The sequence below is a fragment of the Winogradskyella litoriviva genome (assembly GCF_013249065.1).
GTDB lineage: Bacteria > Bacteroidota > Bacteroidia > Flavobacteriales > Flavobacteriaceae > Winogradskyella > Winogradskyella litoriviva.
Window position 1 is genome coordinate 19,717 of record NZ_JABRWQ010000004.1, and the last position, 24,861, is coordinate 44,577.

General features: G+C 31.2%; 27 protein-coding genes. 16 read left to right on the top strand and 11 right to left on the bottom strand.

Annotation, left to right across the window (positions count from 1 at the left end; translation table 11 throughout):
- Positions 1-9: 9 nt before the first annotated feature.
- On the top strand, positions 10-879 hold the full coding sequence (locus HNV10_RS09055; RefSeq protein ID WP_241695485.1) for a DUF2279 domain-containing protein: 870 nt from the start codon (positions 10-12) through the stop codon (positions 877-879).
- 118 nt (positions 880-997) lie between these two features.
- Positions 998-1,654, top strand: coding sequence for a lysozyme family protein (locus HNV10_RS09060; RefSeq protein ID WP_173301034.1), 657 nt, complete (start codon positions 998-1,000; stop codon positions 1,652-1,654).
- Between the two features lie 12 nt (positions 1,655-1,666).
- Here the strand turns inward: HNV10_RS09060 and HNV10_RS09065 are convergent, their stop codons facing one another.
- The 4 genes from HNV10_RS09065 to dnaA all read right to left on the bottom strand — a co-directional run bounded on the left by HNV10_RS09065 (position 1,667) and on the right by dnaA (position 5,768).
- Positions 1,667-2,383: an SAM-dependent methyltransferase gene (locus HNV10_RS09065; RefSeq protein WP_173301035.1), complete on the bottom strand. Its 717-nt coding sequence runs from the start codon at positions 2,381-2,383 to the stop codon at positions 1,667-1,669.
- Positions 2,383-3,804 carry a PQQ-dependent sugar dehydrogenase gene (locus tag HNV10_RS09070; protein ID WP_173301036.1) on the bottom strand — a complete coding sequence of 474 codons (1,422 nt, stop codon included), beginning with the start codon at positions 3,802-3,804 and terminating at the stop codon, positions 2,383-2,385. Before HNV10_RS09070 ends, HNV10_RS09065 begins: the two co-directional genes overlap by 1 nt.
- Before the next feature lie 65 nt (positions 3,805-3,869).
- Positions 3,870-4,328 (bottom strand): low molecular weight protein-tyrosine-phosphatase, encoded by a 459-nt coding sequence (locus HNV10_RS09075; protein WP_173301037.1) that lies wholly within the window; start codon positions 4,326-4,328, stop codon positions 3,870-3,872.
- A 12-nt stretch (positions 4,329-4,340) separates the two neighbouring features.
- On the bottom strand, positions 4,341-5,768 hold the full coding sequence (dnaA, locus tag HNV10_RS09080; RefSeq protein WP_173301038.1) for a chromosomal replication initiator protein DnaA: 1,428 nt from the start codon (positions 5,766-5,768) through the stop codon (positions 4,341-4,343).
- Between the two features lie 200 nt (positions 5,769-5,968).
- On the opposite strand from dnaA, the gene HNV10_RS09085 reads away from it, so the two are divergent.
- Positions 5,969-6,376 (top strand): acyl-CoA thioesterase, encoded by a 408-nt coding sequence (locus tag HNV10_RS09085; RefSeq protein WP_173301039.1) that lies wholly within the window; start codon positions 5,969-5,971, stop codon positions 6,374-6,376.
- On the opposite strand, the gene HNV10_RS09090 is transcribed toward HNV10_RS09085, so the two are convergent.
- The 5 genes from HNV10_RS09090 to HNV10_RS09110 are packed head-to-tail and all read right to left on the bottom strand — an operon-like array spanning position 6,371 to position 9,891.
- The gene (locus HNV10_RS09090; protein ID WP_173301040.1) at positions 6,371-6,976 is read right to left on the bottom strand and encodes an IMPACT family protein; all 606 of its coding nucleotides are present in this window, start codon (positions 6,974-6,976) and stop codon (positions 6,371-6,373) included. The two genes, HNV10_RS09085 and HNV10_RS09090, sit on opposite strands and share 6 nt — an antisense overlap.
- Positions 6,976-7,827 carry an EamA family transporter gene (locus HNV10_RS09095; protein WP_173301041.1) on the bottom strand — a complete coding sequence of 284 codons (852 nt, stop codon included), beginning with the start codon at positions 7,825-7,827 and terminating at the stop codon, positions 6,976-6,978. The genes HNV10_RS09090 and HNV10_RS09095 overlap by 1 nt, the downstream gene beginning before the upstream one ends.
- The gene (locus tag HNV10_RS09100) at positions 7,824-8,441 is read right to left on the bottom strand and encodes an HAD family hydrolase (RefSeq protein WP_173301042.1); all 618 of its coding nucleotides are present in this window, start codon (positions 8,439-8,441) and stop codon (positions 7,824-7,826) included. Before HNV10_RS09100 ends, HNV10_RS09095 begins: the two co-directional genes overlap by 4 nt.
- A complete protein-coding gene (gene ribD / locus HNV10_RS09105) occupies positions 8,428-9,432 on the bottom strand; it encodes a bifunctional diaminohydroxyphosphoribosylaminopyrimidine deaminase/5-amino-6-(5-phosphoribosylamino)uracil reductase RibD (RefSeq protein WP_173301043.1) in 1,005 nt (334 codons plus the stop codon). Before ribD ends, HNV10_RS09100 begins: the two co-directional genes overlap by 14 nt.
- Positions 9,433-9,891, bottom strand: coding sequence for an LEA type 2 family protein (locus tag HNV10_RS09110; protein ID WP_173301044.1), 459 nt, complete (start codon positions 9,889-9,891; stop codon positions 9,433-9,435).
- 50 nt (positions 9,892-9,941) lie between these two features.
- Here HNV10_RS09110 and HNV10_RS09115 point away from each other — a divergent pair, with 50 nt between their 5' ends.
- From HNV10_RS09115 to HNV10_RS09135, 5 genes are all read left to right on the top strand, one after another.
- Positions 9,942-10,433: a GNAT family N-acetyltransferase gene (locus HNV10_RS09115; RefSeq protein WP_173301045.1), complete on the top strand. Its 492-nt coding sequence runs from the start codon at positions 9,942-9,944 to the stop codon at positions 10,431-10,433.
- Positions 10,434-10,436: 3 nt separating this feature from the next.
- On the top strand, positions 10,437-11,309 hold the full coding sequence (prmC, locus tag HNV10_RS09120; RefSeq protein ID WP_173301046.1) for a peptide chain release factor N(5)-glutamine methyltransferase: 873 nt from the start codon (positions 10,437-10,439) through the stop codon (positions 11,307-11,309).
- A gap of 52 nt (positions 11,310-11,361) precedes the next feature.
- On the top strand, positions 11,362-12,738 hold the full coding sequence (locus HNV10_RS09125; RefSeq protein ID WP_173301047.1) for a hypothetical protein: 1,377 nt from the start codon (positions 11,362-11,364) through the stop codon (positions 12,736-12,738).
- An 11-nt stretch (positions 12,739-12,749) separates the two neighbouring features.
- Complete coding sequence (gene ligA, locus HNV10_RS09130) at positions 12,750-14,744, top strand: NAD-dependent DNA ligase LigA (RefSeq protein ID WP_173301048.1); 1,995 nt, start codon at positions 12,750-12,752, stop codon at positions 14,742-14,744.
- Positions 14,745-14,847: 103 nt separating this feature from the next.
- Positions 14,848-15,594, top strand: coding sequence for a hypothetical protein (locus tag HNV10_RS09135; protein ID WP_173301049.1), 747 nt, complete (start codon positions 14,848-14,850; stop codon positions 15,592-15,594).
- 83 nt (positions 15,595-15,677) lie between these two features.
- Here HNV10_RS09135 and HNV10_RS09140 read toward each other — a convergent pair whose 3' ends face one another.
- Together HNV10_RS09140 and HNV10_RS09145 are read right to left on the bottom strand one after the other, a co-directional pair.
- A complete protein-coding gene (locus HNV10_RS09140; protein WP_173301050.1) occupies positions 15,678-16,589 on the bottom strand; it encodes a bifunctional metallophosphatase/5'-nucleotidase in 912 nt (303 codons plus the stop codon).
- Positions 16,590-16,593: 4 nt separating this feature from the next.
- On the bottom strand, positions 16,594-17,319 hold the full coding sequence (locus tag HNV10_RS09145; RefSeq protein WP_241695486.1) for a 5'-nucleotidase C-terminal domain-containing protein: 726 nt from the start codon (positions 17,317-17,319) through the stop codon (positions 16,594-16,596).
- Positions 17,320-17,423: 104 nt separating this feature from the next.
- On the opposite strand from HNV10_RS09145, the gene HNV10_RS09150 reads away from it, so the two are divergent.
- The 8 genes from HNV10_RS09150 to HNV10_RS09185 all read left to right on the top strand — a co-directional run bounded on the left by HNV10_RS09150 (position 17,424) and on the right by HNV10_RS09185 (position 24,809).
- Positions 17,424-17,942 (top strand): DUF6913 domain-containing protein, encoded by a 519-nt coding sequence (locus HNV10_RS09150; protein WP_173301052.1) that lies wholly within the window; start codon positions 17,424-17,426, stop codon positions 17,940-17,942.
- Positions 17,942-18,826: a 4-hydroxy-tetrahydrodipicolinate synthase gene (gene dapA / locus HNV10_RS09155; protein ID WP_173301053.1), complete on the top strand. Its 885-nt coding sequence runs from the start codon at positions 17,942-17,944 to the stop codon at positions 18,824-18,826. Before HNV10_RS09150 ends, dapA begins: the two co-directional genes overlap by 1 nt.
- A 108-nt stretch (positions 18,827-18,934) precedes the next feature.
- On the top strand, positions 18,935-19,747 hold the full coding sequence (locus HNV10_RS09160; protein ID WP_241695487.1) for an outer membrane protein assembly factor BamD: 813 nt from the start codon (positions 18,935-18,937) through the stop codon (positions 19,745-19,747).
- Between the two features lie 2 nt (positions 19,748-19,749).
- Entirely contained in the window at positions 19,750-20,076 is a 327-nt protein-coding gene (locus HNV10_RS09165; protein ID WP_173301055.1) for a DNA-directed RNA polymerase subunit omega, read from the top strand.
- Between the two features lie 8 nt (positions 20,077-20,084).
- On the top strand, positions 20,085-21,296 hold the full coding sequence (coaBC, locus tag HNV10_RS09170; RefSeq protein WP_173301056.1) for a bifunctional phosphopantothenoylcysteine decarboxylase/phosphopantothenate--cysteine ligase CoaBC: 1,212 nt from the start codon (positions 20,085-20,087) through the stop codon (positions 21,294-21,296).
- Positions 21,289-22,176, top strand: a complete 888-nt coding sequence (gene porD / locus HNV10_RS09175) for a type IX secretion system protein PorD (protein WP_173301057.1) — start codon at positions 21,289-21,291, stop codon at positions 22,174-22,176. Before coaBC ends, porD begins: the two co-directional genes overlap by 8 nt.
- Positions 22,177-22,284: 108 nt before the next feature.
- Positions 22,285-23,937, top strand: coding sequence for a DNA repair protein RecN (recN, locus tag HNV10_RS09180; RefSeq protein WP_173301058.1), 1,653 nt, complete (start codon positions 22,285-22,287; stop codon positions 23,935-23,937).
- A 53-nt stretch (positions 23,938-23,990) separates the two neighbouring features.
- Positions 23,991-24,809, top strand: coding sequence for an enoyl-ACP reductase FabI (locus tag HNV10_RS09185; RefSeq protein ID WP_173301059.1), 819 nt, complete (start codon positions 23,991-23,993; stop codon positions 24,807-24,809).
- Positions 24,810-24,861 lie beyond the last annotated feature (52 nt).

Sequence of the window (24,861 nt, forward strand, 5' to 3'; positions counted from 1 at the left end):
TTTTTCATATTGGCTAGCAATTTTCTCTTTTCGCAATCTAACTTCAATAAAGTTTTAAAACCTAGTGATAGTTTAAATAAATCGAGACGAAACACTGTTATTATTACTGAATCGGTCTTAGCTTCTACAACTTTAATTAGTCTACACCAGCTATGGTATGCAGATTATCCTCGTTCTAGTTTTAAAACTTTAAATGATAGTGGAGAATGGTTGCAAATGGATAAAATGGGTCATGTGTTTTCCTCGTATCAGTTAAGTAGATTAGGAGTAGGTGCTTTAAATTGGGCTGGTGTTAAAGAAAAAAACCAATTAATATATGGTTCTGCATTAGGCCTAGGGTTTTTAACAACTGTTGAAGTGATGGATGGTTTTTCTAAAGAATGGGGATTTTCTTGGACAGATATGGCTGCAAATGCAGCAGGAACAGGTTTATATGTTGGGCAACAATTACTCTGGAAAGAACAACGAATTACATTAAAATATTCATTTCATAGAACACAATTTGCAAAGCAGAGACCAAATAAACTAGGAAATGGTTTATCTGAAGAGTTTTTAAAAGATTATAATGGACAAACCTATTGGTTGAGTGCTAATATTAATTCATTTTTAAAAACCGAAACTATACCTAATTGGTTGAATTTAGCTTTTGGTTTTGGAGCAGAAGGCATGTTAACGGGAGAAGCCAGAGATCCTTTATTTTTAAATCAAAATAGAAGACGTCAATTTTACCTTAGTTTAGATGTTGATTTAACCAAAATAAAAACAAAATCTAATGTTATGAAAACCATTTTTGACGTTTTTAACGTAATTAAGGTTCCGTTCCCAGCGATAGAACTGAATGACAATGGACGTGTTAAATGGCATCCTGTCTACTTTTAAGTTAAAATTTTAACACTTAATCGGTTGATTTTCAGTTATTACAAAATTGTTGTATATTTGCACGCGAATTTTGTATCATAGTTTGGGGAAACTATTTTACTTTAAAAATTTAGCTGTTATGACTAAAAATAGTGTTAAGAACTTTATAGTACCATTTGCAGTTTGTTTATTATTGGCAGTTGCATTGTATCCAGATTCAACACTTAATCCTGAGACTTATTCCACAGAAGGGTTAGAACTTAATTATAATATTTCTGCAGATTTAGCAATGGTTGATAATAACCATTCTTTAAATCATAATTTCTTTTCACCTCAATTAGGTAAATCCTTTGAAGGTTTTAAAGAGGCTATTGCGTTTAAAGAATCTCAAGGTGATTACTTTACCGTAAATACCTTAGGTTATTTAGGAAAATATCAATTTGGAAAAGAAACTTTAAAACTATTAGGCGTATATACACCTAATCAATTTTTATATAATCCTGAATTGCAAGAAAAAGCATTTATTGCCAATATAGAGCGTAATAAATGGGTTTTAAGAAAAGACATTAAACGTTTTGAAGGTAAACACATTGCTGGTATTAAAGTTACCGAATCTGGTATTTTGGCAGCTGCACATTTAGCAGGTCCAGGTAGTGTTAAAAAATTCTTACGTAGTTATGGTGGTAATAATATTTCCGATGATTATGGTTCAACCGTAAGAGGGTATATGAAAAAGTTTTCTGGCTATGACACTTCTATGATTGCACCAGACAAGAAGGCAAGAGTAACAATGTAATTAAGGTTTCAATTAATTTTTCTGAATAATAAAGATGGCAGGTCTTTTGTGAAAATCTTCTTTATTGTGTTTCCACTCTTTGGCTGTTTTAGTTTTTATAAATTCTGTTGGCAAAGTTAAATCACATGCCACACAGACTCTAGTTTCTGGATGTAACATATTGGCTAAATCTTCAAGCATTTTCATGTTTCGATAAGGTGTTTCAATAAAAATTTGTGCTTGGTTGTGCTCCGAAGAGATTCGTTCTAATGCCTTTATTTTAGATTTTCGTTCACTTTTATCAATAGGTAGGTAGCCGTTAAATGTAAAACTTTGACCATTCATGCCAGAACCCATTAGAGCTAAAACTATGGAAGATGGGCCAACAAGTGGAACAACTTTAATATCCATTTGATGGGCTAATGCTACTATGTCGGCACCAGGATCTGCAATTGCTGGACAGCCAGCTTCAGATAATAAACCTATAGAAATCCCAGACAAACAACTGTTTAAAAAAGTACTACGTTCTTCTTCCGTTGTATACTTATTCAAAACTTGTAGTTTTAAAGAAGGTTGCGATTTACTTGGAGAAACACGTTTTATAAAACGACGCGCTGTTTTTTCGTTTTCAACAATATAGTAATCTAATTCTTCAATAATTTTTTTGATTGAAATTGGTAGTACCTCTAATGGTGGATTATCACCTAATCTTGTTGGTATAAGATATAAAACTCCTTTTGTAGTGCTCATTAAATTTTAACCAGTTTGTTAATATATTGTTTAGAATTAGGTCCAGTTATTTTTAAAATATAAATCCCGTTGGATAGTTCTGATATGTTTATAGTTTGTATTATATCAGAATTACGTTGTATTGATTTAGTTAGTTTTCCTTGTAAATCAAAAATAGATATTTTATCCGAAATGTTGTTAGTGTCTACTGAGCCAAAATTTATACTTAGATAGTTATTACTTGGATTAGGATATATTGAAATTGTAGAATATGTATTGTCATTAATACTTAAAGATGTGTCTGTAATTTTATATATACTGCCAGATGTTGGGTCTGCAACATATAATTCACCATTAACATCTTCACCAAAAGAAGACCAATTGCCATTAAAATCTTGTAATGTCTTGGTCCACATATTTATTGCTTCATCAAAGGCTAAATAACCAATTTCTTCACTGCAATAGTCGGCAAAAAAATAATAGCCATAAATATTAGGAAATTCAGTTCCACGATATCTATAACCACCAGTAATAGAGCATTTAGACTCACCATCTCCAAAATGATTATAACCTTCAACAGGAAAGGTATAGGAGCTAGGTGTAGAGCAACCGTTGGTATTGTAGGGTAGATTACCTTCATAACAGCGCCAGCCATAATTTAGACCTGTACTAGCTTCAATTGCAGTGACATGATTTATTTCTTCATAGTCATTTTGTCCAACATCAGCAATCCAAATATCACCATTTAAGCGATCAAAAGAAAATTTCCACGGGTTTCTTAATCCATAAGCCCATATTTCGTCTCTAACGGTTGTATCACCAATAAAAGGATTATCCGAAGGAATACTATAATTATGAGTTTCAGTTGTGGTATCAATATCTAAGCGGAGTAGTTTACCTAATAAACTTTGTGTATTTTGAGAATAGTTATCTGGGTCACCACCTGATCCTCCATCACCAGTAGCTATGTATAAATAACCATCAGACCCAAACGCTAAATCTCCTCCATTATGGTTGCTATAGGGTTGGTTAATTGATATAATATTAAATTCAGAATTTACATCAGCAATTAATGGATTTGACGCTTGTCTTGTAAATCTAGAAATAACTGTATTCCCAGAATTATTAATATAGTTTACAAAAAAATAACCGTTAGTACTATAATCAGGATGAAAAGCTAAGCCTAGCAATCCTCTTTCAAAGCCAGTGTTTATAACAATATTATCGATGTCTAAGAAAGGGGTTGCTTCTATTGTGCCGTTAGAATTTATTATTTTTATATAGCCACTTTGTTCTACTATATATAGCTTGTCTTCGCCAGCATGTTTTATACTAACAGGTCCATTTAAACCATTGGCATATAATTCTAATTCTAGGCTTTGTGATTGTGAATACTGAATAAATAAAAATGTAGATATGATTAAAGTTGTTAATGATTTCATATTTTTATTAAAATGGTTCAGCTACTAAGTTACAAAAAAGAGTTTTAGTAGAGTTGGAGATAGTTTTAACTCCTCATTAAAGCTTTCGCAATAATATTGCAAGTTTCATTAACCAATTTATACACATATTCAAATCCATCTTTTTCACCGTAGTATGGGTCTGGCATATTTTTGTTTTTTACAGAAGGATTAACATCTAAAAACAATTTAACCTTGTTAACATCATCTGTGTCTCTTGCTAATCGGATAATGTTGTTGTAGTTAGACTGATCCATAGCATAGATATAATCAAAAGCATCAAAGTCAGAGACTTTAAACTGTCTTGCGCTTTGTGTACTGATGTCTAAACCATTTTTTTTTGCAACAGCAATAGAGCGTCTGTCAGGGGCATTACCAATATGATAGGCACCTGTGCCAGCTGAATCTACATAGAAATGGTCTTCTGGTAATTTGGATTGTAAAATGCCATGTGCTAATGGCGAACGACATATATTCCCCAAACATACCATTAAGATACAAGTCATAATTAAGAGTAATTAAAGCGCTAGTTTTTTAGATAAATCTTCTACGTATTTTCTAAATTGCTTATCTGTTGAAGATAAATTGTCTACTGTTTTGCACGCATGAAGAACAGTAGCATGATCGCGTTGCCCAATTTGAGAACCAATACTAGCTAAAGAGGCTTTAGTGTATTTTTTAGCAAAGAACATTGCTAATTGACGGGCTTGTACAATATGACGCTTACGTGTTTTAGATTGAAGCGTATTTACATCCATTTGAAAATAATCAGATACTACTTTCTGTATATAATCTATAGATACTTCACGTTTTGTATTCTTTACAAACTTCTCTACTATATCCTTAGCAAGGTTAATTGTAATTTCTTTCTTATTGAAAGAAGATTGCGCAATTAATGAAATTATAGCACCTTCAAGCTCTCTAACATTAGTTTTAATGTGCTTTGCTACATACTCTACAATTTCATCAGGCATTTCAACACCATCTCTGTAAAGCTTGTTTTTTAAAATCGAAACTCTTGTTTCAAAATCAGGTGTTTGTAATTCGGCAGAAAGTCCCCATTTAAAACGAGATAATAAGCGTTGCTCAATATCTTGCATATCAACAGGTGCTTTGTCACTTGTTAATATTACTTGCTTACCATTCTGATGTAAATGATTAAAGATGTGGAAAAATACATCTTGTGTACCTGTTTTACCAGATAAAAACTGTACATCATCAATAATTAAAACATCTATAATTTGATAGAAGTGAATAAAGTCATTTCTATTATTCTTTTTAACAGAATCTATATATTGCTGAGTAAACTTTTCAGCAGAAATATATAAAACTGTTTTTTCAGGATATTTATCTTTAATATCAACACCTATGGCATGCGCTAAATGTGTTTTACCTAGGCCAACACCACCAAAAATTAACAAAGGGTTGAATGATGTACCTCCAGGTTTATTTGCAACAGCAATTCCTGCATTTCTTGCCAAACGGTTAGAGTCACCTTCTAAAAAATTTTCAAAACTATAACTAGGGTTAAGCTGAGATTCTATCTTAACATTTCTTATTCCTGGGATTATAAACGGATTTCTAAGCTCAGGGCTTTTATTGTTAAAAGGAACATCAACATCTTGTGATTTTACAGCCGATCGGTTAGAACTTGGTATCTTTTCTGTAAAAGGTTGTTTGTTGCCATACGTGTTTTCCATTTTAATAACGTAAACCAATTTGGCATCTTCACCTAACTCTTTTGTAAGGGCTACCTTTAAAATTTTAACATAGTGCTCCTCTAACCATTCATAGAAAAATTTACTAGGAACTTGTATACTTAATGCATTACCAGAAAGTTTCACTGCAACTATAGGTTCAAACCATGTTTTATAGGCTTGAGGTTGTATATTATCCTTTATAAAGGCAAGACAATTACTCCATACAGATTGCGCTGTGTTATCCATGCGTTAAATTAAATTTTACGTTGTTAGTTAGTTTAGCAAAAAAAAAAGAGAATTAGGATTCTCCAGTAGTTTTGAACAGGACAAATATGTGAACAAAATTCTTAATAAAAAAATTAAAAAACTTTGAATATTTAGAAATAATTCCTCATGTTTAAAACGATTTTAAAATTACAAAATTATTCCTAAATAAATTTATATAAATGAATTATAATGAAACTAAAATAAGGGTACGTTATGGCGAGACAGATCAAATGGGTGTAGTGTATCATGCCAACTACGCTGTGTACTTTGAAGTAGGTAGAACTGAGTGGTTGCGCGAGTTTGGGTTGAGTTATAGTGGTATGGAAGCAGATGGCATTATGTTGCCAGTTGTGTCATTGTGTGTAAACTACAAAAATTCAGCACGTTATGATGATGTTCTTAAAGTAAAAACTACACTAAAAAAAATGCCTAAAGCTTCTATTGAATTTGAATATGAATTACGAAACGAGTCCGACATTTTATTGGCAACAGGAAGCACAATTTTAGCTTTTATTGATGTGAAGAAGAATAGACCTACGAGATGTCCAAAATATCTTTTAGACAAACTGCAAAATTATTCGTTATAATTCTTTGATTTCAACACCGAAAAATTGATCGAACAAATCAAAAACTTTAGAAGTGTGACTTTTTCTGACAGATATTTCTAACAAACAATTTAATTCTAAGGTTTGATTTTTTATTTCAACATCATTTTCTTTTAAAATCCGCATAACTTTGCTCATATTTTTATATTCAAACTTGAGCTTAAATTTTTTATCGATGGTTCTTTCAACAATTTTAGAGGCTTCTAATGCTAATTTCGCTCCTGTTCGGTAGGCATTAATTAATCCGCCAACACCAAGTTTTACACCTCCATAATATCTGACCACTATAATTAAGATATTGGTGACTTCAAAAGATTGTATCTGTCCATAGATTGGCATTCCGGCAGAATTACTTGGTTCGCCATCATCATTAGCTCTATATTGAATAGTTTCTGTACCTATTTGGAAAGCGTAACACCAATGTCTTGCCGCATAATGCTCTTTCTTAATCTCTTCTAGATGTTGTTTTATCTGTTCTTCGTTTGTGACAGGAAAAGCAAAACCATAGAACTTGCTATTCTTGTCTTTAAATAATTCGCCTTGGGCTGGTTCAGTAATAGTTTTATATAAATCGTTTTCCATTACGATAGTGTAACTAAAAGTATAGCAATAAAAGCCAATCCAATACCAATCCAGTTCTTCTTAGATAAGTTTTCTTTAAATAGCGCTAATCCTAATAGTGTTGATAGAGCTAAAATACCAATGTTGTTAATGGTAAATATAGTAGAGCTTTCAGTGTTTTCTACTCGTAAAGCTAATATTAAGAAGTACATAGAGCAATAGTTAACTAAACCTAACACAATACCAAATGGTACACTTTTTATTTGTAAAGTCTTTTTTGAACTTATGGACTTATATATCAATAAGAAGAATCCCATTATACCAGCAATTCCGAATATGGTAGACAAAAACATAGGAATATTCCCTTCTGGAGCAAAATGATTTACAGTAGTATCTATAATGCCAGAACCGATAAATAGAATTATTGGTAAATAGATTGATTTTGTTAAAACGGTTGTGTCTTTTTTCTTAATTGAGGTTAAATAAACAGCAACTAACGCTAAAGCAATTCCAATTAATTTTTGAGCTTCTGTACTTTCGTTGTGCACGTATATGCCAAATAGTACCGGAATTACTAAACTCATTTTACTAGCAACCGAAACTACAGAGAGTCCATTTTTTTGCGCTGTAAGCGCCATAACGTTAAATATTGCAATAAACAGAAAACCTAAGCCAATGGCGGCAATAAACCAATTGGTTTCAATTATTTGAGTAGGTGATATGTTACCATCATATAAAATAAATCCGCATACAAAAGCTGTAGCATAGTTAACCACAATTGCTTGTAAAGTGTCTACATTGTATTTGCTAAAAAGCTTAAATAATACAAATATTGCCGTAGAGGACAATACGCTTAAAAATAAATATATCAAAAGAGGTCGTTTTTAGTTTCAAAAAGTGTGATGACATCTTCTTTAGTTTCGTCGATGTTCCAAGTATGGAATCCCATTTGGTCTGCTGTGTCAGTATTGGCTTTGGTGTCATCAATAAATAGACATTCATTCGCGTTAAGGCTATTTTCATTTAACACGAATTCAAAAATATCGTTATTCGGTTTTCTAAAATGAATTTGCTGAGATAAATAAAAGACATCAAAACACGACTTAAATTCTTCAAAAAACGGAACCGTTTCCTTTACATAATCAATATGCATATCATTTGTATTACTCAGTAATATGAGTTTGTATTCTTTTTGAAGCGCTAAATTTTTAATAAACTCTAGGCGATGCTCAGGAAAATCTTTAATGATACAATTCCAAGCCTTAATAAGTTCTATGTCACTAATATTTGGAAATTTCGATTTGTAGAATGCAATAAACTCTGAAGTCGTAATCTTTCCTACTTCATATAATTCATTGATTCCAATCATATCAACTTCAAAGGTTTCTAAATTGAATAAATCTAAAGCATGCTGCATAGCACCTTGCTTATCAAGGTTAATAAATACATCGCCAAAATCGAAAATTAAAGTCTTAATCTTTTGCATATATTTTTAAAGTATCATTTTTAATAGTATTTTCAAATATTAAATTTCCTATGATTTGTGGTGCTTTAATACCTGATTTAAATTCGGTTTTTCCGATAAAAACTCTGGCTTCATCCCAAAGATTTTCGTCTATAAATGTTTGAAGTGTTTGTGAGCCACCTTCTATAATAATAGAGTTGATATTTTGTTTGAATAATACATCTGCAATTTGAATCGCTATTGGTTTTTCAAAATCAATATCTTTATCCGTAACTCTTATAGTTTTGGCTTCATCATTAAAAATAGAGTAATCAGAGTTTAATTTTGAAGTTCTGTCTAATACCACTCTAATAGGATTTTCGCCAGACCAATCTCTAACCGTTAAACTCGGATTGTCTTCAATTACTGTATTTGTTCCAACTAAAATAGCTTGTTCTTCGGCACGCCATTTATGTACTAATTGACGAGAATATTTATTGGTTATCCAAACTGGTTTTTTTTCATCTTTCTTAATTGGCGCCATAAAACCATCAGTTGTTTCTGCCCATTTGAGTATTATATAAGGGCGCTTTTTATTGTGAAATGTAAAAAATCGCTTGTGATGCGCTTTACATTCGGCTTCCAAAACACCAACAGTAACATTACAGCCAGAAGCTTTGAGTTTAGCAATACCTTTACCCGCAACTTCAGGATTATCGTCAATACAGCCAATGACTACATTCGGAATTTTATGTTTTACAATTAAATCGCTACAAGGTGGTGTTTTACCAAAATGGCTGCAAGGTTCTAATGTTACGTAAAGTGTGCATTTAGTTAAAAGCGACTTGTCTTTTACGGCATTTATAGCGTTTACTTCAGCATGGTTACCACCATAAGCACTAGTGTAACCTTCTGCAATTATCAAATCATTGTGCACAATCACAGCGCCAACCATTGGGTTTGGTCTTGTGGTTCCCAATCCGTTTTTGGCAATTTGTAAACAGCGTTTTATGTAGGTTTCGTGCGTAGTCAACTAGAGTTTTATTTTAACATCTTGGATTTCATCAACCGTATATGTAGAAGAGTAACCCATAATTTTATATTTAATATCACCTTTATAATGTACTTTCAGGCTTTGGCTAATTAAACTACCTAACAAGCCACCAAGGCTATTCTTGTCTATAAGACGTTCGGTTTCTACAGTGACAGTTAAAGGAATTGTGAAATTCTTTTTGCGAGGCACATCAAATTCATCAGAGATAATCGTTGCGACTTCTGCATCATTAATGTAAACCTTTAAATCATCAGTTTTTAAAGTGCCACCAACATCGTTTTTATTGAGAAAAAAAGCATCTGCACTAAGCGTAATCCTTTTAGAATTAGAATCAATGACTTTGATATTATCGAGTTTAACAAACTCAGGTTTTTCAGTTACAGCACAGTTGAAAAGTAGTGTAAAAGTTAGGGAAAACATTAAGAGTCTTTTAAACATAAAATTGTTTTTATATGTATTTTTGATTTTGACTAAAAAGTAATTATTAAGTGCGCAAAGATACTATTGTTATCCGAGAAATTGAAGCTAAGGACAATCCTAAAATAGCAAAAGCAATTCGGACTGTTTTAATAGAAATGGGAGTTCCTAAAGTTGGAACAGCTTATGAAGATGCCGCTTTAGATTGTATGACAGAAACGTACGACCAACCTAAGAAAGCGTATTTTGTAGTTGAAAGTGGTAACGACATCATTGGTGGTGCCGGAATTTCGCCCTTAGATAATTACGAAGGTAATGTGTGCGAATTACAGAAAATGTATTTTATGCCAGAAGGCAGAGGAAAAGGTTTAGGTAGCAAAATGATGAATAAGTGTTTAGATTTTGCTAAGCAATCTGGTTTTAAACAATGCTATTTAGAAACCTTACCTTATATGGATGATGCCCGAAAATTATATAGAAAAGTAGGTTTTAAATCTATTGATAAGCCAATGGGAAACACTGGTCATTACTCATGTACAGTTTGGATGCTTAAAGATTTGTAAGTAATGGTATTAAAAGAACTTCAACATATATTTCATATAGAATTAGATGCTATTTATGGTAAACATGAAGTGGATAGTTTCTTCTATTTGTGTACCGAACATTATTTAAACGTGCCAAGAATACAATTGACATTAGAACAAGGATTAGCAATTACAAAACCTGAAACAGAGACTTTCTTTAAGGTTTTAGAAGATTTAAAACAGCAAAAACCGATTCAATATATTTTAGGTGAAACAGAATTTTACGGATTGCCATTTAAAGTAAATGAGCATGTGCTGATTCCGAGACCAGAGACTGAAGAACTTGTAGATTTAATGATTCGTTCTGTCACAGCGAGTGCAGTCGAGAAGTCTATAAAAATCCTGGATGTTGGTACAGGTTCTGGTTGTATAGCAATTTCATTAGCTAAAAACTTACCAAAAGCAGAAGTTTACGCTTTAGATGTAAGCAATGAAGCGTTAGCAATGGCAAAAGAAAATGCTAAAGGTAATAATGTAGACATAACATTTATTGAGGTAAGTATATTAGAAGCGTCTAATTGGAATTTGTTTTTTGAAAATACAAAGTTCGATGTCATTGTGTCTAATCCACCATACGTAAGAGAAATAGAAAAACAAGAAATACAACCCAATGTTTTAGATAACGAACCACATTTGGCTTTGTTTGTTGAGGATGATAATCCTTTAATATTCTACAAAGCGATTACTTATTTTGCAGTTAAAAAGTTGAAGACAAACGGTAAATTATATTTTGAAATCAACCAATACCTTGGAGAAGAAACGAAGCAATTATTAGTTGATGCTAATTTTGAAAATGTTGAGTTGCTGAAAGATTTAAATGGGAATGATAGAATGTTGAAAGGAGTAAAGATATAATATGAGAGTTTGGTTAATCTTAATAGTTGTATTTATTTGTTTTTCTTGTAAAGTGAATTCACAAGAAACGGAAAAGAAAAAAGTAATTATTGAGCAAGCGTATGATTTTAGTTCTATTGATAAGGACACGCTTTTTATTGAAGGTAAACAATTACTGTATGTGAAACCTTCTCAGAAAGAATTCGAAATTATAAAAAACATAGAAGGAGTTCAAGCTTTAAACAATACATTTAATTTTTCTGCATCAAATATCATTGACTCTTTAAAGTCGCAAAATTTAGTTTCAATAACTAGTAAAAGAGTTTTAGGAATTATAACAAAAAATGACACCATATATATTGACCGTTTAAATACCAAAAAATTCAATTCTCATAATCATTTTTCAATATATTATATAAATACGTGTAATTATATTAGTTACACTTATAGAACTCGAGATAATCCCTATTTTGTTGTAGATAAGTTATATGAAGACATGTCTTGCGATTCCATAATTGAGCAAAAATATGTGATTGCACAAAATGGATTAAATATTAGAAAAGCAGGAGGGCAAGTTACAGGTAAGTTTAATAATGGAGATATCGTTAACGTAATAGGTTACACTAAAGATTCTATTGAAATAAAAGACAAAAACAAAATTGTAAAAGGGAGATGGGCAATTATTAATTATGAAGATTTTGAAGATGGTAGACGTCATAAAAAACGATATGTTTTTGAAGGTTATTTAGGTAATATTGAAGATGTAAAAGTTTATGATGAAGACTTAATTTATGGTTCTGTAATAAAAACTCCTGCTGAGCAAGACTATAATGACGATGCCTATATTGAAAATCTTTCTGATTATTTTAAATATGAACTGATATCAGCAAGTAAATTCAATTCTGTAAATCAAGATAATTCATATTTTTTAACTAAAAACCCTTCGATTAAGATTACTAAAAATGAAGATAAAACAGAGAATTTTAATCTTCCTATAAAAGATAGTATACTAACTTTTAAAAGTAAGATGGATTACAGTGCAGCTTCGTATACATATTATGGAGATATTGATGTTATTAATTCATATCTCGTTTATGGAGTTTACTATAAAGCAGAAGAAGCTTTGTTTAGTGTAATAGATAAAGAAACGGGAGAAACAAAGTTTATGTTTCCTGAGTTTCCTAATTTCTCTCCAAACAAAAAAAGAATCATTTGTTTTAGCTATAATATTTATAGCGAAATCAATTATTTAGAAATTTATAGTGTAAAGCCAAATCAAACAATGATTTTAGATTATGTGTTTACTTTTCCCAATTGGATTAATTTTGAAAGTGATAATGTAAAATGGTTATCTAACGATACAATTGTATTTAAAATAGTAAATCCGAATATCTACAATGGAAGTGAAGTTGTAAATCCACAATATTTAAAACTTCAATTTAAAAAATAGAATAAGAATAAATGAATACAAAACAAAAAATAGAATCACTTAGAGAAGAAATACGTCAGCACAACTACAATTACTATATTTTAGATGATGCAACCATTAGTGATTATGAGTTTGATATAAAACTAAAAGAACTTCAAGCTTTAGAAGAAGCTCATCCTGAGTTTTTCGATGCTAATTCACCAACACAACGTGTAGGAGGAGAGGTGACTAAGAATTTTAAAACCACGGTTCATGATTCGCGTATGTATTCTTTAGATAATTCCTATTCTAAAGAGGATTTATTGGATTGGGAAACGCGTATTAAAAAGATGGTTGATGGTGATGTTAATTATACATGCGAATTAAAATACGATGGTGCATCTATAAGTTTAACTTACGAAAACGGTAAATTATTAAGAGCCGTAACTCGTGGAGATGGCGTACAAGGTGATGAAGTCACCGCAAACATAAAAACCATTAACACCGTTCCGCTTCAATTAAAAGGTGATTTTCCAGAACGTTTTGATATTAGAGGAGAAATTGTATTACCTATTGAAGGCTTCTTAAAAATGAACGAAGAACGGATTGAAAATGAAGAAGAACCTTATAAAAACCCAAGAAATACAGCTTCAGGAAGTTTAAAACTGCAAGATAGTTCTGAGGTTGCCAAACGTCCTTTAGAATGTTTGCTATATAGTATAGTAGGAGACAATCTTAATATCACATCACAATTTGAAGGTTTAGAGAAGGCTAGAGCTTGGGGTTTTAAAGTTCCACAAGAAGCTAAACTGGTAAATTCTATTGATGAGGTTTTAGAATATGTAGACTATTGGGATGAAAACAGACACAATTTACCTTACGAAATAGATGGCGTTGTAGTAAAGGTTAATAATTTGTATCAACAAGACGAATTAGGCTTTACGGCAAAAGCGCCACGTTGGGCAATGGCTTATAAGTTTAAAGCCGAACAAGTGTCTACGCGTTTAAATGAAATCACTTACCAAGTTGGAAGAACAGGAGCCATTACACCAGTGGCTAATTTAGAGCCAGTGCAATTGGCTGGTACAACTGTAAAACGTGCATCGCTTCATAATGCAGACCAAATTGAGAAATTAGATATTAGAGAAGGTGATGAGGTATTTGTTGAAAAAGGAGGTGAGATTATACCAAAGATAATTGCGGTTGACTTCACTAAGCGTCCGGAGAATTCGGTACCAACAACCTATATTACAAACTGTCCAGAATGTCATACTGAATTAGTAAGACTAGAAGGTGAAGCAAAGCATTACTGTCCTAATTATACGGCATGTCCACCACAAGTGGTTGGGAGAATTCAACATTATATCTCTAGAAAAGCTATGGATATTGATGGGTTAGGAGGAGAGACGGTTGCTTTATTAGTAAAGGAAGGCTTGATTCATAATTATTCAGATTTATATGAATTGACTGTAGAGCAAGTAATTCCATTAGAACGTATGGCAGAAAAAAGTGCTGTAAATTTGGTTAATGGTATTGAAGCTTCAAAACAAATTCCATTTGAGCGTGTTTTATTTGCGCTAGGCATTAGATATGTAGGTGAAACAGTTGCTAAGAAATTAGCTAAGCATTACAAATCTATCGATGCACTTATGTTAGCTTCTCTATTAGATTTAGTTACAGTAGATGAAATAGGAGAGCGTATTGCAGAGAGTGTTGTTCACTTTTTCTCTATGGAAGAAAACAAACACATTATAGAGCGTTTAAGGTCATTTGGAGTACAATTAGAAATTTCGGCAGAGAAATTAGCTAACCAAACCGATAAGCTTAAAGGTCAGACTTTTGTAGTTTCTGGTGTTTTTGAAACCATTTCTAGAAATGAGCTTAAGAAACTAATAGAAGATAATGGAGGAAAAGTATCTTCATCTATCTCATCTAAAACAACTTATGTTGTTGCAGGTGACAAAATGGGACCAAGTAAACGTACAAAAGCAGAAAATTTGAATATTCCACTGCTAACTGAAATGGACTTTTTAGACCTTTTGAAATAAATTCTTACATAAAAAAGAGCTTTTATTCGATGAAATACACAATTTTAACGCTAAAGTGTTAAAAAAATGTTTATATTTGCTTCCGTTAATAAGGGATTAATTAATGTTAGTAAATAAAATTTTAAAAGGTGGATTATTGCTCTTAGGTGGCATCTACATTTTACTTGAAGGTCTTGCCAAAGAAGTAGAAGGAGCAGTTCTAGGTGCAATACTCTTGGTTTTGCTAATATGGCTGTACTCGCGTATTACAATTCATAAGTCCAAGTTTTTTTATTCCTTTCTAATAGTCTTTACTTTAGGGCAAATATTAAGTGCAATTTCATGGTTTAGGTTAGAAATAGAAGAGGGAGAAATTGATTACATGTATTTTTTAACAAACATACTTTTTATTATTTCTTATGTTTTACTCATTCTTAAAACAGTAAAGCAGTTAAATTTAAAAGTAGTATTTTCAGAGCTCACCACACCTATAATTGTCTTAGTTGTTTTAGATGTTTTTTGCGTGTCATTAATATCGGGTACTACAGAGGTAGCATTGTCCAACTCTCAATATATTTTAGAATATGTTTATAATGCAGTAGTAATGACTTTATTGTCGTTTGCTTTAATAGATTATATGTACAGAAACAATTCTAAATCCATGTTGTTTTTGCTAGCTGCAATTTTCATGACATTTTCTGAAATTATTCAGCTTGCTTATTATTATATCTTACAAGATGATAATTTAGGTTTTATATATGCTTTCTTTTTAGTGATAGCTTTTGTCTTCTTTTATTTACAATCACAGTATAAGGTAACCGCTCCAGTAGCTGCTTATGAGGAGGAATCTTTAGAAGTTAAGAATAGTTAATCATTTTTAAAATGAATTGTTTTTTATACCAATATCAAATGGGAGAAATTTCCACGTCACCATTTAGGATTTAAAATCAAAATCTACACCATTACAGAAGTACCTTCAGATTTAATTTGCTTACCTGAATTAAAATAGAAATCTATTTTTCCTAAATACAAACCATAACAACCTACTTGGTTTACTAGTACATTTTTACCAATACTATTTGTTTCTATAGTAGGTTTGGATAAAAACGTATGTGTATGTCCTCCAATAATGAGGTCAATATCTTTAGTTGCTCTTGCAAGTTTTATATCACTAACTTTATTTGGCTTGTTTTTATAATCATATCCAATATGAGAAAGGCAAATAACCAAATCACATTTTTTTTCTTCTTTTAAAAGACGAGACATGTCTTGTGCTTTTTCTATTGGGTCATGATATACGGTTTCTTTATACATGTTTTTGTCTACTAAACCTTCTAGCTTAATGCCTAAACCGAAGACACCTATTTTTATTCCATCTTTAATGATGATTTTATACGGCTTAACATGGGTATCCATTACTGTGTTTGAGAAATCGTAATTTGCAGAAACGAATTCAAAATCTGCATGAGGAATTTGTGCATACAGTCCGTCTATACCATTATCAAAATCATGATTACCTATAGTAGCGACATCGTATTTCAGCATACTCATTAGTTTAAACTCTAATTCGCCTCCATAATAATTAAAATATGGAGTGCCTTGAAAAATATCACCAGCATCTAACAATAAGGTATTAGGGTTTTCTTGTCTTATAGATTCAACTAAAGTGGCACGTCTTGCAACGCCTCCTTTATTAGCATTTCTACCATCTTCTGGTCCAAAAGGATCTATATGGCTATGTACATCATTGGTATGTAAAATTGTTATTTTTTTTGTTTTAGAACCAAATGATTGTAAACTAAGTCCGCCAACACCAGCTAAAACAGCAGCAGCTGTCGATTTTTGTATAAATTGTCTTCTTTTCATATTCTTAATCGTTAAGCTGAATAAAACGTTTGTCTTGTTTTGGGTTTATGGTGTCTTTCTTTTTAAAATTGTCTAATAATACATCTCTTATTTTATAGTTTAAAACATGTAAACTTTCATTTTTGCTAAAAAATACCATGCCATCACCACCATTAAATAGATAATCATTGGTGGCTACAAAATAAGTTTTAGAGGCGTCTATTGGTTCTCCTTTAATCGTTGCAGATACAATATTTCCATCTTTGTCTAAAGTTAATTGCAACTGATTAGAAACCGGATGCGCACGTTTGGCTTTAGCCAGGTATTGCATCATTTCATTAACCTGCTCGCCTTTTAATTCTACAATTACCACGGAGTTTTCAAAAGGCATAATTTCAAAAGCCGTTTTTGTAGTGATATCTCCTTTTGAGATGATGGAGCGTATTCCACCATGATTTAGTAAAACAAAATCAATGTTGTTGCCTGTTCTTTTATTAAAAATAGGATTACCTTCCATATAAACAGCATCTGCCATAAAATTACCAATAGCTGTATTATAATCGCCATCAGATTTCGTGTAAGTTTCAGGTGCATAAGAGATGATATTATTCATGTCTTTATTAACGTGCTCTCTGTATGGTTTTATAAAAGCTTCAACGGCTTCATTAGGTTCTAACTTTTCATCTATATTAAGTCGTTCGCCTTCAGTTTTTGATATTTTTGGCGATGCACAGCTGAAAATGAGTAACAAAAAACATAATTTTAAAGTGTGTTTAATAGTCATTGAATAACTTATATAAAGTTTATATTAATATGTTGGTGCTTTTATTAAATTTGCACAAAGGCTAAAGATAAATGATTTTAAAAGCATTTAAAGAAAAATCAAATCGAAAATATGTTAATAAATTATTGGCAGAACGTAAATCTTCTGTAAACAATAATAAAATAAGGACAGTTGCAGTATTATTAAATGCTAATGAGTTTCATGAGTTTGAGGTATTTAGAGTTTATTTTAAGGCATTAGGCTTAATCTCTCCAAAGAATAAAATAGTTGCTTTTACAATGGACGATAAGTTAGAACATAATCAATGGAACACACATTTTAGTCCAAAAGATTTTGGATGGAAAGGAAAAATAAAAAATACAGATTTACAGTCTTTTATAAATGAACCATTTGACATGATGATTTCTTTTTATAAAAGTGAAGTTTTACACTTGAATCAAATTACGGCAGCATCTAAAGCTCTTTTTAAAGTAGGTATATCTAATGAGGATGAAAGACTTTACGATTTAATAATAGATGTAGAATTAAAGGAAATCAATGTTTTTAAAGAAGAACTAAAGAAATATTTAAACATACTAAAAAAGATATAATGACCAAGTTTATAGGTACAGGTGTAGCATTAATTACACCTTTTAACGCAGATTTAAGTATCGATTATGATGCTTTAGAGCGTCTTGTAGAATATAATATTGAAAACGCGACTGATTATTTAGTTATTAGCGGAACTACAGGAGAGAGTGTTACAGTAACGCCAGAAGAAAAAAAAGAACTTATTGCCTTTATATCTAAAGTAAACAATGGAAGATTACCACTGGTTTTAGGTGTAGGAGGAAACAATACAGCCAAGGTTATAGCAGAAATTAAAGCAACAGATTTTTCTGGCATAGATGGCATTTTGTCTGTTTCACCCTATTATAGTAAACCAACACAAGAAGGAATATATCAACATTTTAAAGCAATTGCTGAGGTTTCCCCTAGACCAATAATTTTATATAATGTTCCTGGTAGAACATCATCTAACATGTCGCCTCAGACCACATTGCAATTAGCTAAGGATTTTAAAAATATAGTTGCAATAAAAGAAGCAGGTAATAACGTTCACCAATATTTAGAATTATTAAGAACTAAACCAAAAGACTTCTTAGTGCTTTCTGGAGATGATGATTTAGCTCTTGGTGTTGCATTAGCTGGTGGTTCTGGTGTTATTTCTGTAATAGGACAAGCTTTGCCCAAAGAATTTTCAGAAATGATAAGATTAGGTATAGCACGCAAAGCAAAGGAAGCATATGATATTCATTTTAAATTAATGCCTATTACAAGTCTTATATTTTCGGAGAATAATCCTGCAGGTATAAAAGCTGTATTAGAAGGGTTAAATATATCTAAACCACATGTACGTTTACCACTAGTTGAGGCAACAAATGAGTTAAAGTCTGCCATTAAAAATGAATTAAAAATATTGGGTAAAAGTTAAACTTTATATAAATACCTGAATTGCCTAGAAACAAGGCTTAATTTAGCCAATAATAATTGTTTTTAAATTCCGTTAATAATGCTTACTTTTGCATCCTGTTTAAAATTTATGAAGAAAGGTTTATACATACTATTATTAAGTATTCTATTTGTTTCATGTAGCGATTTTCAGAAAACTTTAAAATCTGACGATACTGCAGCGAAGTTTGAAATGGCAGAAGAGCTTTATGATGCGCAGAAATGGGCAAAATCATATAGGTTGCTAGACCAAATACTTCAGAAGTATAGAGGAAAACCTCAAGCTGAAAAAATAACATTTATGCATGCTATGTGTTCTTACCATTTAGGTGATTATTACATTGCAAGTTATCACTTAGATAAATTTACAGATGTATATCCTCAAAGTGAAAAGTTAGAACAAGCATCTTTTTTATCTGCTAAAGGCTATTATTTTAATTCGCCTGTTTACTCTAAAGAGCAAAAAGAAACCTTAGAGGCGATTGAAAAATTACAATTATTTATAAATGCGTACCCTAATTCACAATATTTAGGAGAAGCAAATACATTAGTAAAAGAATTAGATTTTAAACTAGAGAAAAAGGCATTCGAAATTGCTAAACAATATGATTTAATTAAAGATTATAAAGCTTCAATTAAATCATTTAATAATTTTTTATTAGAATTTCCTGGGACTTCTCTTAGAAGTGAAGCATTTTTCTACAGACTTGATGCTGCTTACAATTTAGCGATTTTAAGTGTAGATTATTTAAAAGAAGATCGACTTAAAGAAGCCATAAGTTATTACAATGCATTAAAGAAATCCTATCCTAATTCTACAAATTTAGATAGTGCTAATTTAATGAATGAAAGATTACAAGAAGAATTAAAGACATTTACTACAAATAAAGTTAAAACATTATAATGATGGATTTAAAAAAAACAGATGCACCAGTAAGTACAGTTACTTATAACAGAAACGCAATTGATGCGCCTACAGATAATATCTATGAAGCAATTTCTGTGATTTCTAAGCGTGCAGAACAAATAAATACAGATATAAGACGTGAGTTAATAGATAAACTAGAAGAGTTTGCAACTTATAACGATAGTCTTGAAGAGATTTTTGAAAACAAAGAACAAATTGAAGTTTCTAAGTTTTATGAGAAATTACCTAAGCCACATGCTTTAGCAGTTAAAGAATGGTTAGATGATAAAATTTATCACAGAAATACTGACGATCCACAGCCTTAAATAAAAGCATGTCTATTTTAAAAGACAAAAATATTTTACTAGGTATTACCGCAGGTATTGCCGCATATAAATCTGCTAGTTTAGTCAGATTATTCATAAAAGCAGGTGCTAACGTTAAAATCGTTATGACACCTGCTTCTAAGGATTTTATAACACCACTTACACTTTCTACTTTATCTAAAAACCCTGTTTATTCCTCTTTCGTTAATGATAAAGACGGAAATGGCGTATGGAATAGTCATGTAGATTTAGGACTTTGGGCAGACCTCTTTGTTATTGCTCCAGCCACTGCTAATACAATGGCTAAGATGGCAACTGGAGTTTGTGATAATTTACTATTGGCCACTTATCTTTCTGCAAAATGTCCTGTTTACTTTGCACCAGCAATGGATTTAGATATGTATTTGCACGAAACAACTAAAAGTTCTTTTGAAAAACTAATCTCATTTGGTAATAAGTTGATACCTGCAGGAACAGGTGAGCTTGCTAGTGGTTTGGTAGGTGAAGGTCGTATGTCAGAACCAGAAGATATTTTGGCATATATAAAGAAAGATATTTTAAATCAATTACCGCTAAGAGGAAAGCAGGTTTTAATAACAGCTGGTCCTACTTACGAGGCTATAGATCCTGTACGTTTTATAGGAAATCATTCAAGTGGTAAAATGGGTTTTGAAATTGCAAAGGCAGCTTCAAATTTAGGTGCTGAGGTGACTTTAATTACGGGTCCAACACATCAAAATATAGTACATAATTTGGTAACTGTTATACCTGTGGTAAGCGCAGAGGAAATGTATAACAAAGTCCATTTACATTATAAAACTGCCGATATAGCTATACTTTCTGCGGCTGTTGCTGATTACAGACCAAAAAATGTATCCGATCAGAAAATAAAAAAGAAGGATTCAACGTTTACTGTTGAGTTAGAAAAAACAAAGGACATTTTAAAATCACTCGGAGAGATAAAAACCAATCAATTTTTAATTGGGTTTGCCTTAGAAACAAATAATGAAATGGAGAATGCAATCGGGAAATTGAAATCTAAGAATTTAGATCTTATTGTGTTAAATTCATTGCAAGACAAAGGAGCTGGTTTTGGAGTATCCACAAATAAAGTTACATTTATAACATCTTCTAACACCATTATAGAAAATGAATTAAAATCTAAGGCTGATGTGGCCAAAGATTTAATGCAACTAATATTAAAACAAACGCATGCGTAGATTAATTCTTTTATTTGCTTTTTTATTTTCAGCAGTAGGGTTTTCTCAAGAACTAAATTGTACTGTTAATGTTATTGCTCAGCAAACAGGCAATGAGAATGACATAATTTTTAAAACTTTAGAAAAACAATTAACAGAGTTTATAAATAATACAAAATGGACAGATAAGACTTTTAAGCAAAATGAGCTTATTAATTGTAGTATGGTTATAAATGTGAAAGAAAACAATAACGATATGTTTTCTGCCTCTTTACAAGTGTCTTCTTCTCGTCCTATTTTTAACTCAACTTACAGTTCGCCAATATTTAATTATAATGACAAAGATTTTAACTTTCAATATTTAGAGTTTCAAAATTTAGTTTTTAATGAGACACAGTTTGAATCTAATTTAATTTCAGTATTAGCTTTCCATGTTTATATGATTTTAGGGATGGATGCAGACTCTTTTGAGTTAAATGGTGGAGATGATTATTTTGAGCAAGCTCAAACTATAGCTAATTATTCGCAACAGCTTAATGGTCAAGGTTGGAAATTAGAAGATGGTTTACAATCACGTTTTGCCTTAATAAATAGTTTAATGTCTCCAACATATAGTGGTATACGCTCTGCGATCTATAAATATCATATTGAAGGTTTAGATATTATGAATGAAAACTTAAAGGAAGGGAAAAACAATATTATTTCTGTTTTTAATGATTTAAAAAAGGTACATAATTCTCGTCCTAATTCTTTCTTAATGCGTGTTTTCTTTGATGCAAAGGCAGATGAAATTACAGATATTCTCTCTGGTGGACCAAACGTTAATATATCTAATGCTAAAGATATTTTAGATAAAATAGCACCAATGTATTCCCAAAAGTGGCGAAATATAAAGAATTAAGATTTTACAATATTACTGCTGTAGTATAAAAGAATTCTTAATATTTTTCTTTCTAGTTATTATTTTAAAATCTTAATTACTTAATTTGTATTACTAAATTATAAACGGTTGTTAACATCACTTTACATAAAGAATTACGCCCTAATTGACGAGTTAAACGTAACGTTTAATAACGGTCTAACCATTATTACAGGAGAAACTGGAGCAGGTAAATCTATTTTGTTAGGTGGTTTGTCTTTAGTTTTAGGGAAACGCGCAGATTTAAGTCAGGTAAAAAACACCAAAGAGAAATGCATAATAGAGGCTGTTTTTGATGTTGCTAATTACGATTTAAAAGCGCTGTTTAAAGCATTAGACTTAGATTACGATGTGCAAACCATTATTAGGCGCGAAATTTTACCATCAGGAAAATCTAGAGCATTTATTAATGATACACCTACCAATTTAGAAAACTTAATTGCATTGAGCAGTTATCTAATAGATATTCATTCGCAACAGCAAACTCAGCAGTTAACACAAGATGATTATCAGTTTAAAGTTATTGATGCTTTGGCTGATAATGAATTAAATCTCAAAGAATTTTCAAATCGATTAACGGACTATAAAACACTTCAAAAGAAATTAGAAGAATTAAAGCAGTCTAAAGCCGAATTAATAAAAGAATACGATTACAATCTGTTTTTATCTAAAGAATTGAATGAAATTAATTTAGAAAAAATAAATATTGAAGAATTAGAAGCACAATACGAAGAACTTAATAATGTTGAAATTATAGCAGAAAAATTAGGAAGTGCCAAAACAATATTAAATGCGGAAACTCTGGGTGTTGTGGATCAAGTTAATTTGGTTAAACAAGAGCTGTCAAAAATTGCAAACTTTGGAAAATCATACGATGCTTTAAGAGAGCGCATGGTAAGTATTAGTATAGAAATCGATGATATATTAGTAGAACTTGACGACTTAGAAGAGAATTTATCATCTGACCCACAAGAATTAGAACGTGTTGGGAGTAAACTTCAAATTATAAATAATTTATTTCAAAAACATTCCGTTGTAGATATTAATGAATTATTAGAAATTAAAAATAATTTACAATCTAAAATTGATAATACAGAAAGTTTAGATGAAACAATAATTCAAAAAGAACAAGAAGTTTTAAAATTAAACGAAAAACTTAATGAAATTGCCTTAAAAATTCATAAAAAAAGGAAAAAGGTGATTCCTGTATTTGTTTCAAAATTAGAAGCAATACTATCTGATTTAGGTATGCCAAATGCTAAATTTAAAGTAGAATTAGAAACTATTGCTAAATTTTCTAAAAATGGAAAAGATAATCTGCAGTTTCTGTTTATGGCCAATAAAGGGTCTAGTTTTAACGAATTAAAAAAATCTGCCTCAGGAGGAGAACTTTCGCGTATAATGTTGGCTATAAAATCTATTTTGGCAGAATATATTCAGCTACCTTCTATAATGTTTGATGAAATAGATACAGGTGTTTCTGGTGAGATTTCAAATAAAATGGGAGAAATTATGAAGCAAATGAGCGGAAAAATGCAAGTGTTTACTATAACACATTTACCCCAAATTGCGGCTAAAGGTAACTCGCATTTCAAAGTATTTAAAACGGATATTGAAGATATAACACATACACAACTTAAAAAGCTAAATGAAGAAGAACGTATTGTAGAAATTGCACAAATGTTGGGTGGTTTTGATATAACTGATTCTGCAATGGCTCATGCAAAGCAATTATTAAATTAAGATTGTTATATTAAAAAAATCAACCATAAATAAACCAACTAAAATATATAAGTATGTCATATAATTTACTAAAAGGAAAAAGAGGAATAATATTTGGAGCATTAGATGAGAATTCCATAGCTTGGAAAACAGCTGTTCGGGTACACGAAGAAGGAGGAGTTTTTGTATTAACAAATGCACCTGTCGCAATGAGAATGGGACAAATAAATGAATTGGCAGAAAAAACAGGTTCTCAAATTATACCAGCAGATGCAACTTCTGAAGAAGATTTGCAGAATTTAGTAGAAAAATCTATGGAAATCTTAGGAGGTAAAATTGATTTTGTTTTGCATTCTATTGGTATGTCTATTAATGTTAGAAAAGGAAAGCATTATACAGACCAAAATTATGCATGGACACAAAAAGGAACAGATGTTTCTGCAATGTCTTTTCATAAAGTAATGCAAACTCTTTATAAGGCAGATGCCATGAATGAATGGGGAAGTATTGTAGCTTTAACTTATATGGCTGCACAACGTGTATTTCCAGATTATAATGATATGGCAGATAATAAAGCCTACTTAGAAAGTATTGCTCGTAGTTTTGGTTATTTCTTTGGAAGAGATAAAAATGTTAGAGTAAATACTATATCGCAATCACCAACGCCAACTACAGCTGGTTCTGGCGTTAAAGGTTTTGATGGTTTTATAGCATATGCAGAGAAAATGTCACCCTTAGGAAATGCAACTGCAATGGATTGTGCTAATTACACCATAACATTGTTTAGTGATTTAACAAAACGTGTTACACTCCAAAACCTTTATAATGATGGAGGGTTTAGTAATATGGGAGTAAGTGATGCAGTGATAGATACTTTTGTAGAGAATCAATAAGTTATTAAATTTAATATTAAATAAAAGCCGTTTCATTTAAATGTAACGGCTT

Bases quoted from the DNA above. Each gene is read 5' to 3' on its own strand.
- HNV10_RS09110 (WP_173301044.1), bottom strand. From the start codon at position 9,891: ATGTTTAAAAGACTCTTAATGTTTTCCCTAACTTTTACACTACTTTTC.
- HNV10_RS09150 (WP_173301052.1), top strand. From the start codon at position 17,424: ATGATTTTAAAAGCATTTAAAGAAAAATCAAATCGAAAATATGTTAAT.
- HNV10_RS09085 (WP_173301039.1), top strand. From the start codon at position 5,969: ATGAATTATAATGAAACTAAAATAAGGGTACGTTATGGCGAGACAGAT.
- HNV10_RS09185 (WP_173301059.1), top strand. From the start codon at position 23,991: ATGTCATATAATTTACTAAAAGGAAAAAGAGGAATAATATTTGGAGCA.
- HNV10_RS09065 (WP_173301035.1), bottom strand. From the start codon at position 2,383: ATGAGCACTACAAAAGGAGTTTTATATCTTATACCAACAAGATTAGGT.
- porD (WP_173301057.1), top strand. From the start codon at position 21,289: ATGCGTAGATTAATTCTTTTATTTGCTTTTTTATTTTCAGCAGTAGGG.
- coaBC (WP_173301056.1), top strand. From the start codon at position 20,085: ATGTCTATTTTAAAAGACAAAAATATTTTACTAGGTATTACCGCAGGT.
- dnaA (WP_173301038.1), bottom strand. From the start codon at position 5,768: ATGGATAACACAGCGCAATCTGTATGGAGTAATTGTCTTGCCTTTATA.
- prmC (WP_173301046.1), top strand. From the start codon at position 10,437: ATGGTATTAAAAGAACTTCAACATATATTTCATATAGAATTAGATGCT.
- dapA (WP_173301053.1), top strand. From the start codon at position 17,942: ATGACCAAGTTTATAGGTACAGGTGTAGCATTAATTACACCTTTTAAC.
- HNV10_RS09165 (WP_173301055.1), top strand. From the start codon at position 19,750: ATGGATTTAAAAAAAACAGATGCACCAGTAAGTACAGTTACTTATAAC.
- HNV10_RS09075 (WP_173301037.1), bottom strand. From the start codon at position 4,328: ATGACTTGTATCTTAATGGTATGTTTGGGGAATATATGTCGTTCGCCA.
- HNV10_RS09070 (WP_173301036.1), bottom strand. From the start codon at position 3,804: ATGAAATCATTAACAACTTTAATCATATCTACATTTTTATTTATTCAG.
- HNV10_RS09140 (WP_173301050.1), bottom strand. From the start codon at position 16,589: ATGAAAAGAAGACAATTTATACAAAAATCGACAGCTGCTGCTGTTTTA.
- ligA (WP_173301048.1), top strand. From the start codon at position 12,750: ATGAATACAAAACAAAAAATAGAATCACTTAGAGAAGAAATACGTCAG.
- HNV10_RS09135 (WP_173301049.1), top strand. From the start codon at position 14,848: ATGTTAGTAAATAAAATTTTAAAAGGTGGATTATTGCTCTTAGGTGGC.
- HNV10_RS09100 (WP_173301042.1), bottom strand. From the start codon at position 8,441: ATGCAAAAGATTAAGACTTTAATTTTCGATTTTGGCGATGTATTTATT.
- HNV10_RS09160 (WP_241695487.1), top strand. From the start codon at position 18,935: ATGAAGAAAGGTTTATACATACTATTATTAAGTATTCTATTTGTTTCA.
- HNV10_RS09090 (WP_173301040.1), bottom strand. From the start codon at position 6,976: ATGGAAAACGATTTATATAAAACTATTACTGAACCAGCCCAAGGCGAA.
- HNV10_RS09060 (WP_173301034.1), top strand. From the start codon at position 998: ATGACTAAAAATAGTGTTAAGAACTTTATAGTACCATTTGCAGTTTGT.